The 16654-nt window shown below is 66.3% G+C and carries 14 protein-coding genes; 11 read left to right on the plus strand and 3 right to left on the minus strand.

Annotated elements, in window-relative coordinates; all coding sequences use genetic code 11:
• Positions 1 to 10: 10 nt before the first annotated feature.
• Positions 11 to 415: a DUF488 domain-containing protein gene (locus ACU0BR_RS01880; RefSeq protein WP_446155144.1), complete on the minus strand. Its 405-nt coding sequence runs from the start codon at positions 413 to 415 to the stop codon at positions 11 to 13.
• 418 nt (positions 416 to 833) lie between these two features.
• On the opposite strand from ACU0BR_RS01880, the gene ACU0BR_RS01885 reads away from it, so the two are divergent.
• From ACU0BR_RS01885 to ACU0BR_RS01905, 5 genes are read left to right on the plus strand one after another with little or no spacing between them, the layout of a single operon-like run.
• Positions 834 to 1118 carry a hypothetical protein gene (locus ACU0BR_RS01885; protein ID WP_446155145.1) on the plus strand — a complete coding sequence of 95 codons (285 nt, stop codon included), beginning with the start codon at positions 834 to 836 and terminating at the stop codon, positions 1116 to 1118.
• A 1-nt stretch (position 1119) separates the two neighbouring features.
• Positions 1120 to 2121, plus strand: a complete 1002-nt coding sequence (locus tag ACU0BR_RS01890) for an ABC transporter ATP-binding protein (protein WP_446155146.1) — start codon at positions 1120 to 1122, stop codon at positions 2119 to 2121.
• 8 nt (positions 2122 to 2129) lie between these two features.
• Positions 2130 to 3104 carry a formylglycine-generating enzyme family protein gene (locus tag ACU0BR_RS01895; RefSeq protein ID WP_446155147.1) on the plus strand — a complete coding sequence of 325 codons (975 nt, stop codon included), beginning with the start codon at positions 2130 to 2132 and terminating at the stop codon, positions 3102 to 3104.
• 20 nt (positions 3105 to 3124) lie between these two features.
• Positions 3125 to 4411 carry a sulfatase family protein gene (locus tag ACU0BR_RS01900; protein ID WP_446155148.1) on the plus strand — a complete coding sequence of 429 codons (1287 nt, stop codon included), beginning with the start codon at positions 3125 to 3127 and terminating at the stop codon, positions 4409 to 4411.
• Positions 4412 to 4423: 12 nt separating this feature from the next.
• Positions 4424 to 5902 (plus strand): sulfatase-like hydrolase/transferase, encoded by a 1479-nt coding sequence (locus ACU0BR_RS01905; protein WP_446155149.1) that lies wholly within the window; start codon positions 4424 to 4426, stop codon positions 5900 to 5902.
• A 129-nt stretch (positions 5903 to 6031) separates the two neighbouring features.
• Here ACU0BR_RS01905 and ctaD read toward each other — a convergent pair whose 3' ends face one another.
• Positions 6032 to 7672: a cytochrome c oxidase subunit I gene (gene ctaD / locus ACU0BR_RS01910; protein WP_446155150.1), complete on the minus strand. Its 1641-nt coding sequence runs from the start codon at positions 7670 to 7672 to the stop codon at positions 6032 to 6034.
• A 363-nt stretch (positions 7673 to 8035) separates the two neighbouring features.
• Positions 8036 to 8842 carry a helix-turn-helix domain-containing protein gene (locus tag ACU0BR_RS01915; RefSeq protein ID WP_446155151.1) on the minus strand — a complete coding sequence of 269 codons (807 nt, stop codon included), beginning with the start codon at positions 8840 to 8842 and terminating at the stop codon, positions 8036 to 8038.
• Positions 8843 to 9008: 166 nt separating this feature from the next.
• Here ACU0BR_RS01915 and ACU0BR_RS01920 point away from each other — a divergent pair, with 166 nt between their 5' ends.
• The 6 genes from ACU0BR_RS01920 to ACU0BR_RS01945 all read left to right on the plus strand — a co-directional run bounded on the left by ACU0BR_RS01920 (position 9009) and on the right by ACU0BR_RS01945 (position 16645).
• Complete coding sequence (locus ACU0BR_RS01920) at positions 9009 to 11030, plus strand: CocE/NonD family hydrolase (RefSeq protein ID WP_446155152.1); 2022 nt, start codon at positions 9009 to 9011, stop codon at positions 11028 to 11030.
• 163 nt (positions 11031 to 11193) lie between these two features.
• Positions 11194 to 12795, plus strand: a complete 1602-nt coding sequence (locus tag ACU0BR_RS01925; protein WP_446155153.1) for an ABC transporter substrate-binding protein — start codon at positions 11194 to 11196, stop codon at positions 12793 to 12795.
• Between the two features lie 20 nt (positions 12796 to 12815).
• Complete coding sequence (locus ACU0BR_RS01930; protein WP_446155154.1) at positions 12816 to 13754, plus strand: ABC transporter permease; 939 nt, start codon at positions 12816 to 12818, stop codon at positions 13752 to 13754.
• A 1-nt stretch (position 13755) separates the two neighbouring features.
• Complete coding sequence (locus tag ACU0BR_RS01935; protein ID WP_446155155.1) at positions 13756 to 14652, plus strand: ABC transporter permease; 897 nt, start codon at positions 13756 to 13758, stop codon at positions 14650 to 14652.
• Positions 14652 to 15689: an ABC transporter ATP-binding protein gene (locus tag ACU0BR_RS01940; RefSeq protein ID WP_446155156.1), complete on the plus strand. Its 1038-nt coding sequence runs from the start codon at positions 14652 to 14654 to the stop codon at positions 15687 to 15689. Before ACU0BR_RS01935 ends, ACU0BR_RS01940 begins: the two co-directional genes overlap by 1 nt.
• Complete coding sequence (locus ACU0BR_RS01945) at positions 15686 to 16645, plus strand: oligopeptide/dipeptide ABC transporter ATP-binding protein (protein ID WP_446155157.1); 960 nt, start codon at positions 15686 to 15688, stop codon at positions 16643 to 16645. Before ACU0BR_RS01940 ends, ACU0BR_RS01945 begins: the two co-directional genes overlap by 4 nt.
• The last annotated feature ends 9 nt before the right edge of the window (positions 16646 to 16654 follow it).

Genomic DNA, 16654 nt, shown 5'->3' on the forward strand with positions numbered 1-16654 from the left:
GGATCGCCGGTCACGTTGTCGGAACCCCGTCAAGCCGCCGACGCAGGCAATCCTGCAACACCACCGCGTTGTTGTGATCCTCGTCCTTTGCGGCGTAAAGCAGCGTGACGACGCCGTCGCGCGCCTGTCCGGCCAGGGCCGCGACCAGATCGTCGCGGGCTGCGAGCTCTGCCCGGTAGCGGGTGACGAAATCCTGCCAGAGGTCCGGGTGCGCATGGAACCAACGCCGCAGCGCATCGCTCGGCGCGATGTCCCTTTCCCAGCTGAACAGCCGCGCGCGATCCTTTGCCACGCCGCGCGGCCAAAGGCGGTCGACCAATATGCGCCGCCCGTCCGAGATCCGCGCCGCCCGGTAGATCCGCTTGATGCGGATGCGGTCTGCGGGGGCGGCGGGTACGGAAGGTCGTGTCGGCATCGGGGGCCTTGCGGGGTTCTGGATCGACGGAGTCCGGGCGGCAGGGGCCCGGGCGGGCACGGCGGAAGCGGGGCACGGCGGGCGCGGGGCGCAGGCGCCGATCCTTGCAGTAAAGGCCCATTTCCGCCGCGGGGCAAGACATGCGGCGGGGCCCCTCCTGGCCGCTGCCCGTTCAGCGTGCAGTCGTTCATGTGCTGGTGCCTCGCGTCGCGCATGGGCGCCGTCGCGGTGGCGGCCATTTCCGGCTCCGGCAGCTTGCACGTGGCAGGGATTGCCTCGGCCAGACTCCATTCGCCGGGCTGATCGACAGCTACACCGGGCTGGTCTTTGCCTATATGACGCTGACCCTGCCGCACCTGAACGAACCCGGGTCTTCGCCGAGCATTCCAACGATGCCTTGCTGACCGGCACGCGCATGATGACGATGGTGCTTGAGGGGTCGGTCAAGCTGGTGCATTTCGTCGACAGCGATCAGGGCCAGCTTTTCGATCTTGCAAACGACCCGAAAGAGCAGGTCAACCTGTGGGACGATCCGGCCCATGCGGCCACCCGCGAAAGGCTGATCGGCGAGATCCTGCGCTGGCGCACCGAAAGCGGGCTGAAGACGCAGGGCTTCGTCGCCGCCTGCGTGCGCGGCGCGCATGCCATGATGTCGCCGCCGCTGAACATCGCGCGCGGCCAGCACCGCGAAGGGAGCCGCTGACATGGGGCACATTCAACTGAAGGGCGTCCGCAAGGACTTTGGCGAGGTGACGGTCATCCCGCCGCTCGATCTGGAAATCGAAAGCGGCGAGTTCGTGGTGTTCGTGGGGCCTTCGGGCTGCGGGAAATCCACCCTGCTGCGGCTGATCGCCGGGCTGGAGAACATCACCCACGGCACCATCGAGATCGACGGCAAGGATGCGACCGACCAGCCGCCGGGCAAGCGGGGGCTGGCGATGGTGTTCCAGTCCTATGCGCTTTATCCGCATCTGACCGTCGCGCAGAACATCGCCTTTCCGATGCGCATGGCCGGGCTGCCGCGGGCGGAACAGGAACGCCGGATCGACAATGCGGCGGCGCTGAACCTGACGGATTATCTGGACCGGCGGCCGGGGCAATTGTCCGGCGGCCAGCGCCAGCGCGTCGCCATCGGGCGGGCCATCGTGCGCGAACCGGCGGCGTTTCTTTTCGACGAGCCGCTGTCGAACCTCGACGCCGCGCTGCGCGTCGGCATGCGGCTGGAAATCAGCGAATTGCACAAGCGGCTCGAGACGACGATGATCTACGTCACCCACGATCAGGTCGAGGCGATGACAATGGCCGACAAGATCGTCGTGCTGAACAAGGGGGTGATCGAACAGGTCGGATCGCCGCTGGAACTTTACGACAACCCGCGCAACCTGTTCGTCGCCCGGTTCATCGGCTCTCCGATGATGAACATCATCGACGGCGAGGCCGCGACCGCCCAGGGCGCGCAGACCCTCGGCATCCGCCCCGAACATCTTGCGCTGTCGCCCGACAGCGGGCTGTGGGCGGGGACGGTCGGTGTTTCGGAACATCTGGGCAGCGACACGTTCATCCGGGTCGATGTCGACGGCGTCAGCGAAACCATGACCGTGCGCGCACCGGGAAAGATGCGGCTGGACTATCACGACCGCGTCTTCGTCACCCCGCAAGAGGCGAACATGCACAGGTTCGATGCAAAGGGTCTTCGGTTGGGATGAGGGGGGCAATGGTCGAGGAGGTCAATCCGGGTGCGGCCGGGGGCTGTTGCAGCCCCCAGGGAGCAGGTGCGGGCAAAGGTGTGGGCGGGGCGGCGCAACGGCCGCTGCCGACACAGGCACAGCGACAGGCGCAGATCCTGCCCCAACCCACCGTCGACATCCCCGGTGGCCGCGCCCTGGTCGGCACCGCCACCCCGGTGATCGCCGACGACGGCGAGGGGCCGCTGCGGTCGGTGCCTGTGAAACCCTTCACGATGACGCAGACGACGGTGACCAATGCCGCCTTCACCAAGTTCATCCTCGACACCGCCTATGTTACCGACGCCGAGCGTTTCGGCTGGTCCTTCGTCTTTCATTCCGATGTGCCCAAGACCATTCGGGAAACGCAGGGCGTGGTCGGCACCGAATGGTGGCGCCGGGTCGACGGTGCGCATTGGCGCGCCCCGCACGGCGGCGACAGCGCGCGCGAGTGGCGGCTTGATCATCCGGTGACGCAGGTATCCTGGAACGATGCCAGGGCCTTTGCCGCATGGTGCGGCGGCCGCCTGCCAAGCGAGGCGGAATGGGAACATGCCGCGCGCGGCGGTCTGGGGGATGTGCGGTTCCCCTGGGGGGATGACGAGCCCGACGAGGCCTCGTTCCTGCCGTGCAACATCTGGCAGGGCCGGTTTCCGGCTGCCAACACCGGCGCCGACGGCTGGAAGGGCACCGCACCGGCGCGATCCTTCGCACCCAACGGCTTCGGGCTTTACAACATGGTCGGCAACGTCTGGGAATGGAACGCCGACGCCTATCGGGTGAAATCCCTGAAAAAGGCAGTGCGCCGCAAGTTGCAGGACATGCGCGGTTTCCGACTGCTCAAGGGCGGCTCTTTCCTGTGTCACCGCAGCTATTGCTATCGCTACCGCGTGGCCGCGCGGATCGGAAATTCACCCGATACCGCCACGCCGCATCAGGGGTTCCGCGTGGTGTGGGACAAATGAAGCGCCAGGGGCGCCCGAACGTGTTGCTGATCGTCTTCGACAGCCTGAGCGAAGCGGCCTGCGGCGCCCTGCGCCGGAAACTTCCCGCGCTGACCGCCCTGCGCGGGCAGGCGATGTGGTATCCCAACGCCTATGCCCCCTCGCCCGAAAGCGGCCCGGCCCGCGCAAGCCTGTTCACCGGGCTGGACCCGGCGGCGCATGGCGTCTGGACCGATGGCGTGGCCCTGCCCGAAAGGGAAACGACCCTGGCCCAGCAGTTCGCCACCTGCGGCTATAGGACCTGGCTGGTGGGGCGCAGGCATCTGGCGGGCGTGTCGCACTGGACGACCGAACACGCCCGCCCGCGCGAATACACGGATCTGGAATGGGCGCATGGGCCGCTGCACCGATCGCGGCAAAACGCCTATCTGGGCTGGCTTCAGGCGACCGCCCCCGCGGCCTATGACGATATCTTTCCCCGGCAGCCCGACCCGGACGCGACGCAGATCGCAGGCGGGCAACGCGCCGCGATGGCCGCGCTGCCCGACGCGCTGAGCTTTAACAGCTGGCTTGGCGCGCGGGTCTGCGACCGCATTGCCGAGGGCCGCGACGACGGGCCGTTTTTCGGTGTGGCGGGCTTTGTCGTGGGCGATGCGATGGGCGGCGCACCACGGGGGGCCGCGCATGGCGACGCGCTTGATGCACGCGCGCTTTGCCAGGCCGACGCGGCGCTCGCCCGGATCGTGCAAAGGCTGGAGGACACGGGCCAGGCCGCGCAGACCGTCTTGCTGGTGACGTCGACGCGTGGTGTTGGGGCCAATGGTGCCGGGGCCAATGGTGCATCCGATCCCGCCGAGGCAACCCGCCTGATGCACGAAAGCGCCATCAATGTGCCGCTGATGGTGCGGTTTCCCGGCGTGGCGCCGCGCGCGGTGGATGCGGTGGTGTCCACCATCGACGTCGCGCCCACGCTTTATGCCCTGGCACAGGTGCCGCCGCCCCCGCGCATCCAGGGCCGGTCGCTGCCGCGCGCACCCGCAGGCGATGCGGCGGTGGGCTGGACCCTTTGCCGTCTGCGCAGCCCCGACGCCCCCTGGCAGACCGCGCTGCGCAAGGGTCGGTGGAAACTGATCGTGGCCCACGGCCGGCCCGATGTGGGCAAGGCCCCCGACTTCGCGCTTTTCGATCTGGACGCCGACCCGCAGGAAACCCGCGATCTGGCGGCCAGCCCCGCGCATCAGGGCACGCTCGGGGGGATGATCGATTTCATGATCGACGCGCGCGTGGCGCGCGAGGACCGGACCGAACGCCGTATCGCGAAATTCTGAAAGGCGCATCCGATGGCCCAGAACCGCCCGAATATCCTGTTCATCTGTACCGACCAGCAGCGCGGCGACAGCCTGGGCTGCACCGGCGCCGATTGGGCGGTCACGCCGAACCTCGACGCGCTGGCGGCCGAGGGCGCGCTGTTTCGCAACTGCTATGTGCAGAACCCGGTGTGCAGCCCGTCGCGCGCCTCCTTGTTCACCGGGAAATACGTGGCCAATCACGGGCTTTATGCCAATGGCGTGCCGCTGCCCGCCCATCAGCGCATGTTCACCCGGACGCTGGCGGATGCGGGCTATGACTGCGGGATGATCGGCAAGCAGCACCTGGCGCCCTGCGACACCTGGCGGACCGAGCCGCGCCGCGACGACGGCTATCGCGTGTTCGAATGGGCGCATGGGCCCAATCACCGGGCGCTGGAAAACGATTATCACCGCTGGCTGCGCCGGACGCAGCCCGACATCTTTGCCAGGGTCTTTCCCGAAAAGGGCGCCAACGAGGATACGGAATACAGCAACCAGGCGCGCAGCGGCACGCCCATCGACCATGTGCCAAAGGAAACGCATTATTCCCATTGGGTCGCGGAACGTGCCATCGATTTCATCGACCAGCCGCGCGAGGGGGAGCCTTTCTTTTTGATGGCGAATTTCTTCGACCCGCATCATTCCTTCGGCGCGCCGAAGGAATTTCGCGACATGATCGACGCCGAGGCCATTCCCGCGCCCGTCACCACCCCCGGCGAGCTGGATGAAAAACCCGGCCCCCACCGGGCCTATTCCGAAAAGAGCTACAGCGGAACCGCCCCCGGTTTTCAGGATTACACCGCCGATCAGATCAAGGAGATCCGCGCCCAATACTGGGCGATGATCGCGCTGATCGACCATGAGGTCGGGCGTATCCTGGATGCGCTTGCCGCCTCTGGGCAGGCGGGGGATACGCTGGTCGTCTTTTCATCGGACCACGGCGAGATGCTTGGCAACCACCAGCAGCTGCTGAAGGGGCCGCAGCTCTACGACGACCTGACACGCGTGCCGCTGATCGTCCGCTGGCCGGGGCAGATACCGCAAGCCACGCGGATCGCGGCGCCGGTGCAGTGGATCGACCTGCCCGCGACGTTCCTCGACGCGGCAAGCTGCGCGCCGGCAGAGGGCGGGCAGGGCCGGTCGCTGCGGCCGCTTTTGCAGGGGCAGACAGACGACTGGCGCAGCTGGGCGCTGAGCGAATACAGGTATTCGGGCTTTGCCACCGATCCGCTGATCATGACGACGATGCTGCGCCACGACAACTGGAAGCTGATCGTCTGGCACGGCCAGCCCGCCTGCGAAAACACCCGCGACGCGGAACTCTACGACCTTTCCCGCGATCCCGACGAGCTGGAAAACCTCTACCACCGGCCCGAACATGCCGCGCAGCGCGCAAGGATGAAAGCGACGCTGCTGGATGTCATGGCCCTGTCGGAGGACCGCAGCGCACCCCGCACCCGCCCTTGGTAGGCTGGCTCGCCGCGCCGCCTCTCCGAAAGGGGCGGCGCAAGGAGTGTCGGGACACGCATTTCAGGCAGTGGCCCACGCGGGCGCGGGCAGCCACCTGTCCTTTTCGATGCGGCGGGCGATCCGTGCCTATCAGAACCGCTCAGGCAATGTTTCGAATGTATGCTCCGGCACCGGGGTCGGCAGCGTCCATTCGAGCGTATCGGCGGAGTCGCTCCAATAGCTGGCGCGCGTCTCGCGTTTGCCGGCAATGAGCGTATAGATGATGATCCCGATGAATAGCAGGAACGAAGCAAAGGACAGCAGCGCGCCCCAGCTTGAGATGGCGTTCCAGAACCCGAATGCTTCGGGGTAGTCGATGTAGCGGCGCGGCATGCCCTGACGGCCCAGGAAGTGCTGCGGGAAGAAGGTGATGTTGGCGCCGATGAAGAACATCCAGAAATGCAGCTTGCCGGCCCATTCCGGGTATTGTCGGCCCGACATCTTGGCCAGCCAGTAGTATATCCCTGCAATCAGCGCGAATACCGCGCCCAGGCTCATCACATAATGGAAGTGGGCGACGACGTAATAGGTGTCCTGATAGACCCGGTCGACGCTTGCCTGCGCCACGACAACGCCGGTCACGCCGCCCACGGTGAACAGGAAAATGAAGCCGGTCGCAAAAAGCATGGGCGTCCTGAATTCGACCGATCCGCGCCACATCGTGGCAAGCCAGCTGAAGACCTTGATGCCCGTCGGCACGGCGATGGTCACCGAGGCGATCTGGAAAAAGCTTTGTTGTGTGACCGACATTCCGGCGGTGAACATGTGATGCGCCCAGACAAGAAAGCCGAGCCCTCCGATCGCGATCAACGCCCAGACCATCGGCAGATACCCGAAGATCGGCTTTTTCGAGAAGGTGGCGATCACATGGCTGATGATGCCAAAGCCGGGCAAGATGACGATATAGACTTCGGGATGGCCGAAGAACCAGAACAGGTGCTGGTAGAGCAGCGGATCGCCGCCGCCGGCGGGATCGAAAAACGTGGCGCCGAAGTTCCGGTCGACCAGAAGCATCGTGACGGCCCCCGCCAGAACCGGCACCGCCAGAAGCAGCATCCACGCGGTGACAAAGATTGACCAGACGAAAAGCGGCACCTTGAACAGGCCCATGCCCGGCGCGCGCATGTTCAGGACCGTGGTGATCATGTTGATCGCCCCCAGAATGGAGCTGGCGCCCGAGACGTGGATTGCAAAGATGGCAAGGTCCATCGACATTCCGCCGTCACGGACCGAAAGCGGGGCATAGAGCGTCCAGCCGACGCCCGCGCCGCGCGCCCCGTCGCCTCCGGGCGCAAGGATGGACGCAAGGGCAAGGGCGGTTCCCGCCACGAAAAGCCAGTAGCTGAGATTGTTGAGCCGTGGGAAGGCCATGTCGGGCGCACCGATCATCAACGGCATGAAATAGTTTCCAAAGCCGCCGAACAGCGCCGGGATCACCACGAAGAACATCATCAGGAGGCCGTGATAGGTGACGAGAACGTTCCACAAGTGCCCGTTGGGCGTGCAACCCGCTGCGGCGGGCGAGAGGCGCATGCCTTCGAGGCACATGTACTGCACCCCCGGATGCATCAGTTCCAGCCGCATGTAGACCGAAAGCAGCACGGCGATCAGGCCGATGGCAGCCGAGGTGAACAGATAGAGGACGCCGATATCCTTGTGGTTCGTCGACATGAACCATTTGGTGAAAAAGCCTCTGCGTTCCCCTTCAGATGCGCATGCTGCTTCCGTCATCGGAGCCTCCAACCTTCTGGAAATTCAATTGGTGTTGCTGCGTTCAACCCGCGTCATTCCGGGGGGCGTCGTGCCGACCGGCGGCTTGGCGGGCTGCCCGATAGTGCAATAACTGGTATTAACAATGCCGATTATTGCGAGGGATAATGCGCATTGTCAATGCCCATTTAAGAAGCGTGAATGCGCATCGTTTTCCGCCGCCTGCGGCCTGCGGGGCAGCGGCCTCGTTTCTGGAGCGGCGGGACGGCCGGGGTGGCGCCAGGGCGATGCCTTCTGGGCGGGCGCATATCTTTTGGCGGACGGGACGCTCGCGCGCCTCGCCCCTGGGGGCGGTCTTTATCCAGGACTGTGAGGGCGGCGGCGCTAAAGCTGCTCCACCTCGAACACCCAGGCACCCGGCGCCATTTCGTTGCGCAAGAGGTTGACGATGCGGGGGTCCAGGTCGTCCGGCTCGAACAGGCCGCACTGGGCCAGCGCGCGGCGCGGGTCGACGTTCTGGCCCAGATAGTCGAGCAGCACCCGCGACGCGGCCGGCTTGCGCCCGCGCTTGAGCGGCCCGCCGGTCTGAATGCCCAACAGATAATCGATGCCCGCCGTGTAGGACGGATAAAGCATCATCTGCGTGATCGAGGACGACAGCATCGCCTCATTCTCCACCACGGTGATCCGCTCGCCCAGGAAAAAGGCCATGCCTTCATATTTATAGACGTCCTTCGCGCCATGCGCCGCGCCTTGTTCGCGTTCGATGTTCTTCCACAGGTAATGGTTTTCGCGCCGCATCATCAGGGCGAAGGACCGGATGATCTGGCCGGGATTGCTGTAGGAATAGAAGTAGCGGAAATAGGCGCCGCAATAGCGGTCGAGCGGTGCGGAATTGCGCATCAGCCGGTCGAGTGTCGGCCCCAGCGGCGACGCTTCGGCGCCGGTGCCGGGGCGACGGCGCAGGGACAGCAGCTCTGCAAAGCGCGGCGGCTCCATCAGCAATTCGGCCTCCGTCACACCGAAGAAATCGCAGATCCTGCGCATGTTGTGGCGCGAGGGCCGCACGCTGCCGGCAAGGTACTTGTTGAATTGCTGCCGGTTCACGCCGATCCGGCGGCAAACCTGCGCGATCGAGGGAAACAGGCTGCAGGCGAACCCGAGGTTTTCGGGAAGGGGATCTGAAGACATCACCATACGCTACCTGAAGCACTTGCATAGTCAACCTGCGGCAGGGCGCGAAGTTGTTGCGCCCTTTCCGTCGTGTCACCCTTGCCCGTGACCCGATCCGTTGGCCCGCGGTCGCAAGACCGGCCAGAGGGCGCGGGCCGGATAAATTCACGAAGGATGCGCAGCCATGAACCAGCAGCCCGACCCCCTGCACCACGTCACCGAAGAGCGCCACGTCGAGATCGCCATGCCAGACGGCTGTCGGCTGGGCGCGCGCATCTGGCGCCCTGCCGGTGGCGCGCCGGTGCCTGCGGTTCTGGAATACCTGCCGTACCGCAAGGGTGACGGGACGCTTGCCCGCGACGCGGTGCGCGCGCCCTACATCGCGGCCCGCGGCTATGCCTATGTGCGCGTCGATCTGCGCGGCACCGGCGAGTCCGAAGGGCTGATGGTCGATGAATACACCTCGCAGGAACTGGCCGACGGCTGCGACGTCATCGCCTGGCTGGCCGCACAGGACTGGTGCGATGGCAAGGTGGGCATGGTCGGCATTTCCTGGGGCGGGTTCAACGGGTTGCAGGTGGCCGCGCTGCGCCCGCCCGCGCTGAAGGCGGTGGTTTCCATCGCGTCCACCGACGACCGCTACGCCGATGACGTGCACTACATGGGCGGCGCGATGGTGATCGACCAGCTGTCCTGGGCGTCGAACATGTTCGCGCTCAACACGCTGCCGCCCGATCCCGATCTGGTGGGCGAGCGCTGGCGCGAGATGTGGATGCAGCGGCTGACGGGCTCGGGCCTGTGGCTGAAGAACTGGCTGGAGCATCAGCGCCGCGACGCATTCTGGAAACACGGATCGGTTTGCGAGGACATCGGTGCGATCGAGGTGCCGATCTACGCCGTCAGCGGCTGGGCCGACGGCTATTGCCGCGCCGTGTTCCGCCTGATGGAAACGCTGAAAGGCCCGAAGAAAGGGCTGGTGGGCCCCTGGGCGCATAAATATCCGCATCTGGGCGCACCCGGTCCCGCCATCGACTGGCTGAGCGAAGAGCTGCGCTGGTGGGATCATTGGCTGAAAGGGCGCGATACCGGCATCATGGAGGAACCGCAGCTGCGGCTTTACATGCAGGACCACGCCGCGCCGACCAGCCAGTACACCCACCGCGACGGGCGCTGGGTCGAGGAGCCTTGCTGGCCATCGCCCAATGTGGCGCGGCAGCGCTTCGTTCCGGGCGCCGATGGCGGGTTGCGGCCGCAGACCGCCGCTAACCAGCCGCAGGGCGGCGTTCGCGATATCCGCTCGCCCTTGAACGTGGGGATCGCGGGGGGCAAGTGGTGTTCCTATGCCAAGCCGGGCGATCAGCCGGTGGATCAACGCCGCGACGACGCCGGCAGCCTGACGTTCGAGACCGCGCCGCTGGACGCGCCGCTGGAAATCGCGGGCGATGCCGAGCTGGAGCTGCGCTTTAGCGTCGACCGGCCGGTGGCGCAGGTCGCCGTGCGGCTGGTGGATGTGGCGCCCGACGGATCGGCCACGCGCGTCAGCTATGGCTTGCTGAACCTGACGCATCGCGACAGCCACGAGACGCCCGAGGCGTTGGTGCCGGGACAGGTCTATACCGCCACCGTGCCGTTCAAACATGTGGCCCAGACCTTCCGCGAAGGGCATCGCCTGCGGCTGGCGATTTCCACCAGCTATTTCCCCGTGGCCTGGCCCGCGCCGCAGCCCGCGACCTTGTCGGTGCAGCTGGATGCGACGCGGCTGGTCCTGCCGGTGCGCGCCCCGAACGCTCAGCCCGCGCCGCGCGATCTGGGCACACCGCGGGGCGCCGCCCCGATGGAGGCACAGGTGCTGGCCCCGGCGCACGCCGATTGGCAGGTCACCGAGAATCTCGCCACGGGCGAGACCTGCGTGACGATCACCGACGACGAGGGGGCGATCCGCATTGCCGACAACGGGCTGACGACCGGCGGCCAGGGGCAGGAACGCTACAGCTTTACCGCGGGCGACTGGCATTCGGTTCGCGGGCATGTCGTCTGGGATTTGCACATGTCGCGCGGCGACTGGCGCATGTCGAGCCGCACCGAAACGGAGCTGACCGCCACCGAGAGCCACTTCGTCATCCGCGCCAAGCTGAGCGCAAAGGAAGGCGACGCAGTGGCCCATGAGCAGGAATGGAGCATCGAAATTCCGCGCGATCTGATGTGACCTTCGCAGAGCGACGCATTAAGCGCGTATATCTGCGAGCAATGCGAAATTGCTTTGCAGCGGTACCCTGCGCAATCATCGGTAGAGGAAAACTGCCGCCGCGGCGGGCACTGCCGCCCAAGAGCATCATGAAAGCCGCAGCGCGGCTATAAGGGAGACAGAGATGACACAGACACCCCGAACACCCCGCAGCCCCATCCCCAACCCCGGCCGCCGCGCGTTTCTGCAGACGGTCGCCGCCGCCGGGCTGGCGGGGGCGACGATGCCGCTGGGCTCCCGTATCTGGGCGCAATCGGGCAAGGTGCTGCGCGTCAGCTCCTACGCGGACATCGACGCGTTAGACCCGGGTTTCTACCAGAACGGCTACAACGTCGATGTGATGAACTGCATCTACTCCAAGCTGGTGCGCTACGTGCCCGGCCGCGAATGGGACTGGGAGCTGGAAGCCGCCGAGGAGATCGAGCAGCTCGATGACACCCATATCCGCTTCAAGCTGAAGCCGGGGCTGATGTTCACCGGCGGCTATGGCGAAATGACCGCCGAGGATGTCAAGTTTTCGTTCGAGCGCGTGCTGGAACACGACAGCCCGGTCAAAGGTGACTGGGGCCCGCTCGACCACGTCGAGGTGACCGGGACCCACGAAGGCGTGATTGTCCTGAAAGAGCCGTTTCAGCCGCTCTGGTCGATCACGCTGCCCTATGGCACCGGGCACATCGTCTCTAAGAAGGCGGTGACGGAGGCCACCGGGGACGGCGGCAACTTCGGCATGGAGCCACCGGCCTTTTCCGGCCCCTATATCCTGCAGGAGTGGAAGCCGAACCAATATGTGCACCTGGTGCGCAATCCCGACTGGAAGGGCGCGGCGCCGGGCTTTGACGAGATCCGCATCCTGCCGATGGACGACACCAAGACCGCCGAGCGTGCCTATGAGGCGGGCGATCTGGATTTCACCGAGATCACCCTGTCGTCCCTGGCGCAATACCGCGACAACCCGCCCGCGAACACGGTGATCGAGGAATACCCCTCGCTCTATTATGTCTGGCTGGGCATGAACCTCGACAATCCGGCGCTTGGCGACATCAACCTGCGCAAGGCGATCCAGCACGCCATCAACGCCGAGCAGATCATCGACGCCGCCTATTTCGGAGAGGCGGCCCCGGCCACCGGGTTGATCGCACCGGGTCTGCCGGGCCACCGCGATGCGCCGAGTGTCCCGGTCGCGGGCGATCTGGACAAGGCACGACAGTTCCTGGAGGCCGCCGGCGGCCCGCCGACCGAGCCGTTGACCATCGACACGCTGAACGCGACCGTCTGGAAGACCATCGCCGAGGTGGTGCAGGCGCAGCTGGCGCAGGTCGGCATCCCGACGCAGATCAACGTGCAGGATTCCGGCTCCTTCTGGACGCTGGGCATGGAAAGCGAGGGGTCGCGCTGGAAGGACATGCAGCTTGTGCTGAACCGTTTCTCGATGCTGCCCGACCCCTATTACGCGACCAGCTGGTTCATCAGCGACCAGGTCGGCGTGTGGAACTGGGAACGGTTCTCGAACCCGGAGTTCGACAAGCTGCACCAGCAGGCGCTGAGCGAGACCGACGGCGACAAACGCGCCGGCATGTACCGCGAGATGCAGGATATGATGGAGGCCACGGGCGCCTATAAGTTCATCACCCACGAAGGTACCCCGGTGATGTACCGCGAAGGGCTGAAACCGGCGCTGCGCCCGGATGGGCGTCCGCTCTTCATCGACTTCGACGGCGAAGTCTGAACCAGAGGAGACCGCGAGACGTGATACTTTATGCTGCACAACGGCTCGTCCTGTCGGTCGTGATCATCATGGTCGCGGTCTCCATCCTCAGTCTGATGCTGCACGTGGTCCCCGGCGATCCCGCGGTGATGATCCTGGGGCCGCGCGCCACGCCCGAGCTGATCGAGCAGACGCGCCAGGCGATGGGACTGGACCGGCCGCTGCCGGTGCAGATCGTCACCTTCTTCGGCAACATCCTGCGCGGCGATCTGGGGCAGGATGTCTTTACCGGCCGATCGGTCGCGCAGATCGTCTTTGAACAGCTGCCCTACACGCTGATCCTGATTTCGGTGGCAATCGCCTGGGCCGCCGCGCTGGGGATCGTGCTGGGCAGCTATTCGGCGCTGCGCCGCAACACCTGGCTGGACACGCTCACCGGGGTGCTGTCGGTCGGCACGATCTCCATTCCCGCCTTCGTCATGGCGCTCTACTCAGTGCTGATCTTCGCGGTCTGGCTGAACTGGCTGCCCGCGATCGGCGCCGGGCAGGGGGTCTGGGGGGGGGCGAAGCACCTGATCCTGCCCGCCTTTGCCATCGGCGTCGCCTGGGTCGGCTATGTCGCCCGGATCGTGCGGGCCTCGATGCTGGAGGTGGTGAATTACCCGCATGTGCGCATGGCGCGCGCCTTCGGTCTGCCGGAGGGGCGGATCATCCGCTCGCATGTCCTGCGGATCGCGGTGCTTCCGGCGGTGACGCTGATCGGCACGGGGGTTGCGCATCTCTTCTCCGCCGCGGTTTTTGTGGAGGTGATCTTTGCCCGCCCCGGCATCGGCGCGTTGATCGTGCAGGCGGTGAACGAGCGCAATTATCCCATCGTGCTGGGCGCGGTGCTGGTGACGACCGGGATCATCGTGCTGGCCACGCTGATTTCCGATCTGATCGTGGCCTGGCTCGACCCGCGCCAGCGGGAGGAGCTGTAAGATGGTGCGAGCCGCTTCGACCGCCGCGGAGGTCTCATCCGCCCTTCCCGAACCGTCGCTTCTGTCGCGCACGCTGCGGGTGTTGTCGGGCAATCGCACCGGGGTGCTGGGGTTCATCCTGGTGACGCTGATCGTGGGATCGGCGATCCTTGCGCCCTGGATCGTGCCCTACGATCCCACGGCGATCATGACCGGCCCGCGCATGGCGCCGCCCTCCGCCGACCATTGGCTGGGCACCGACAACATCGGGCGCGACATCTTCAGCCGCGTCATCGCCGGCGGGCGGGTGGCGATGCTGGTGGCCGCCGCCGCGCTCAGCGCCGCGCTCAGCCTGGGGCTGGCGCTGGGGCTGATCGCGGGGCTGGGCGCGCGCTGGCTGGACAATCTGCTGCTGCTGGTCTTCGACGCGCTCCGCTCCTTTCCCACGATCGTCTTCGGGCTGGCGGTGGTCACCATCATCGGCCCCAGCCTGTTCACCGTGGTACTGGTGGTGGCGATCACTTCGGTGCCGATTTACGCGCGGGTGGTGCGCACCCAGACGATGGCGCTGAAAACGGCCGAGTTCATCCTGGCCGAGCGGGCGATGGGCGCCAGCCTGCCGCGCATCCTATTCGTGCATGTGTTGCCCAACGTGCTGGGCCCGCTGCTGATCCTGGCCTCGATGGATGTGCCGCTGGTGATCGCGACCGAGGCGGGGCTGAGCTTTCTCGGCATGGGTGTGCGCCCGCCCACGCCGTCCTGGGGGGTGATCCTGAACGATGGCTACAACTTCATCCGCAATTCGCCCTGGCCGGTGATCGGCGGTTCTGTTCCGATCATCCTGGTCACGCTGGGGTTCACCTTCATGGGCGAGGCGCTGCGCGACATCTTCGACCCCAAGCTGAGAAAGGCCGGCTGATGCAACGACCTTCCGATGCTTCCGCCGCGCCTGGTTTCGCCCCTGACGGCCCCGCAGACGAGCCACTGGTGACAATCGAGGCGCTCTCGGTCGATTTCGCCACGCCGCGCGGCACCATCCACGCGCTGCGCGACATCAATCTGAAGGTGCCGCGCGGCCGGGTGCTGGGGCTGGTGGGCGAATCGGGCTGCGGCAAGTCCACGCTGGCCTATGCGCTGATCGGGTTGCTGGCCGACAACGCGCGCATCGCCGGGGGCGCGATCCGCATGGGCCGTCACGATCTGGCGCGGCTGGGGCCTGCCGCCTGGCGCGATCTGCGCGGGCGGCGCATCGCGATGATCTTTCAGGACCCGATGACGGCGCTGAACCCGGTCGCGGCCATCGGCCGACAGATGCTGGACATCCAATACCGCGAGCCGGGCAGCCGGGCCGACAAACGCGCCCGCGCCATCGATTTCCTGGGCCGGGTGCAGATCCCGGACCCCGAGGCCAAGCTTGACGTCTACCCGCACCAGCTGTCGGGCGGCATGCGTCAGCGGGTCTGTATCGCGATGGCGCTGCTGACCCGGCCCGACCTGCTGATCGCGGACGAACCCACGACCGCCCTCGACGCGACGCTGGAGATGCAGATCGTGGCGCTGCTGCGCGATCTTCAGCGCGATTTCGGCTGTTCGGTGCTGTTCGTGTCGCATCATTTGGGCACGGTGGCCGAGCTGTGCGACGACGTGGCGGTGATGTACGCGGGCGAGGTGGTGGAAACGGGCAGCGCGCGCCAGATCTTCCACACGCCGCGCCACCCCTACACACAGGCGCTTTTCGATTGTGACCCCGCGCGTATCGCCGAGGCCACGCGGCAGCTGCCGACCATTCCCGGCACGCTGCCCGACCTGCGCCAGCCGCCCGCCGGATGTGCCTTCCGCCTGCGCTGTCTCCATGCGTGGCAGCGTTGCGCGGAAGATCACCCGCCGCTTTATGCCGCGCCGGGGGGGCAGCTTGCGCGCTGTCATCTGCTGGACACCCCGGAGGACGCCGCATGAGCCTGCTGGAGGTCGAGGATCTGCGCATCCGCTACCCGTCGCAGGGACGACTGCGCGCTGCGCTGCGCCGCGAGCGCCATGATTTCGAGGCCGTCTCGGGCGTCTCATTTTCGATCGAGGCCGGGCAGACGCTGGGGCTGGTGGGCGAAAGCGGCTCGGGCAAGTCGACCATCGCGCGCACGCTGATCGGGCTGAAACGCGCGGCTTCGGGCAGCATCCGTTTCGATGGCCAAGAGATCATTCGCGCCGGGACGCGCGACTGGGCCCGGCTGCGGCGCGAAATGTCGATGATGTGGCAGGATCCGGTCGGCTCTCTCTCGCCGCGGCTGACCGTGCGCGCGCTGGTGACCGAGCCGCTGCGCATCCACGGGCGCAAGGTCCCGGCCGGAGAGGCCGAGCGGCTGCTGGGTCTGGTGGGGCTGACGCCGCAATTCGCCACGCGCTTTCCGCATCAGCTGTCGGGCGGTCAGGCCCGGCGGGTGGGTGTGGCCCGCGCCCTGGCGCTGGACCCGAAGCTGCTGATCGCGGACGAGCCCACCGCCGGGCTGGACATGTCGGTGCAGGGCGAGGTGCTGAATCTGCTGGGAGAGGTGCAGCAGCGCACCAATGTCGCCATCCTTGTGATCACGCACAACCTGAACCTGGTGCGCCACATCACCGACCGGATGGCGATCATGTACCTGGGCCGGTTTGTGGAAGAGGGCACGACAGAGCAGGTGTTCCACCACCCGCGCCACCCCTATACGGAGGCGCTGCTGTCCGCCAACCCCGAACCCGACCCCGACGCCCGCCAGGACCGCGTGCACCTGTCGGGCGAAGTGCCAAGCCCGGTCAACCGCCCGTCGGGCTGCGACTTTCACCCCCGCTGCCCCCACGCCCGGCCCGATTGTTCACAAAAGGTGCCGCAGTGGTACGGCGAGGAAAAACGCGGCCACCGCTGCATGTACCCGCTTTGAAGAAACGCA

The organism is Brevirhabdus sp. (assembly GCF_052826345.1).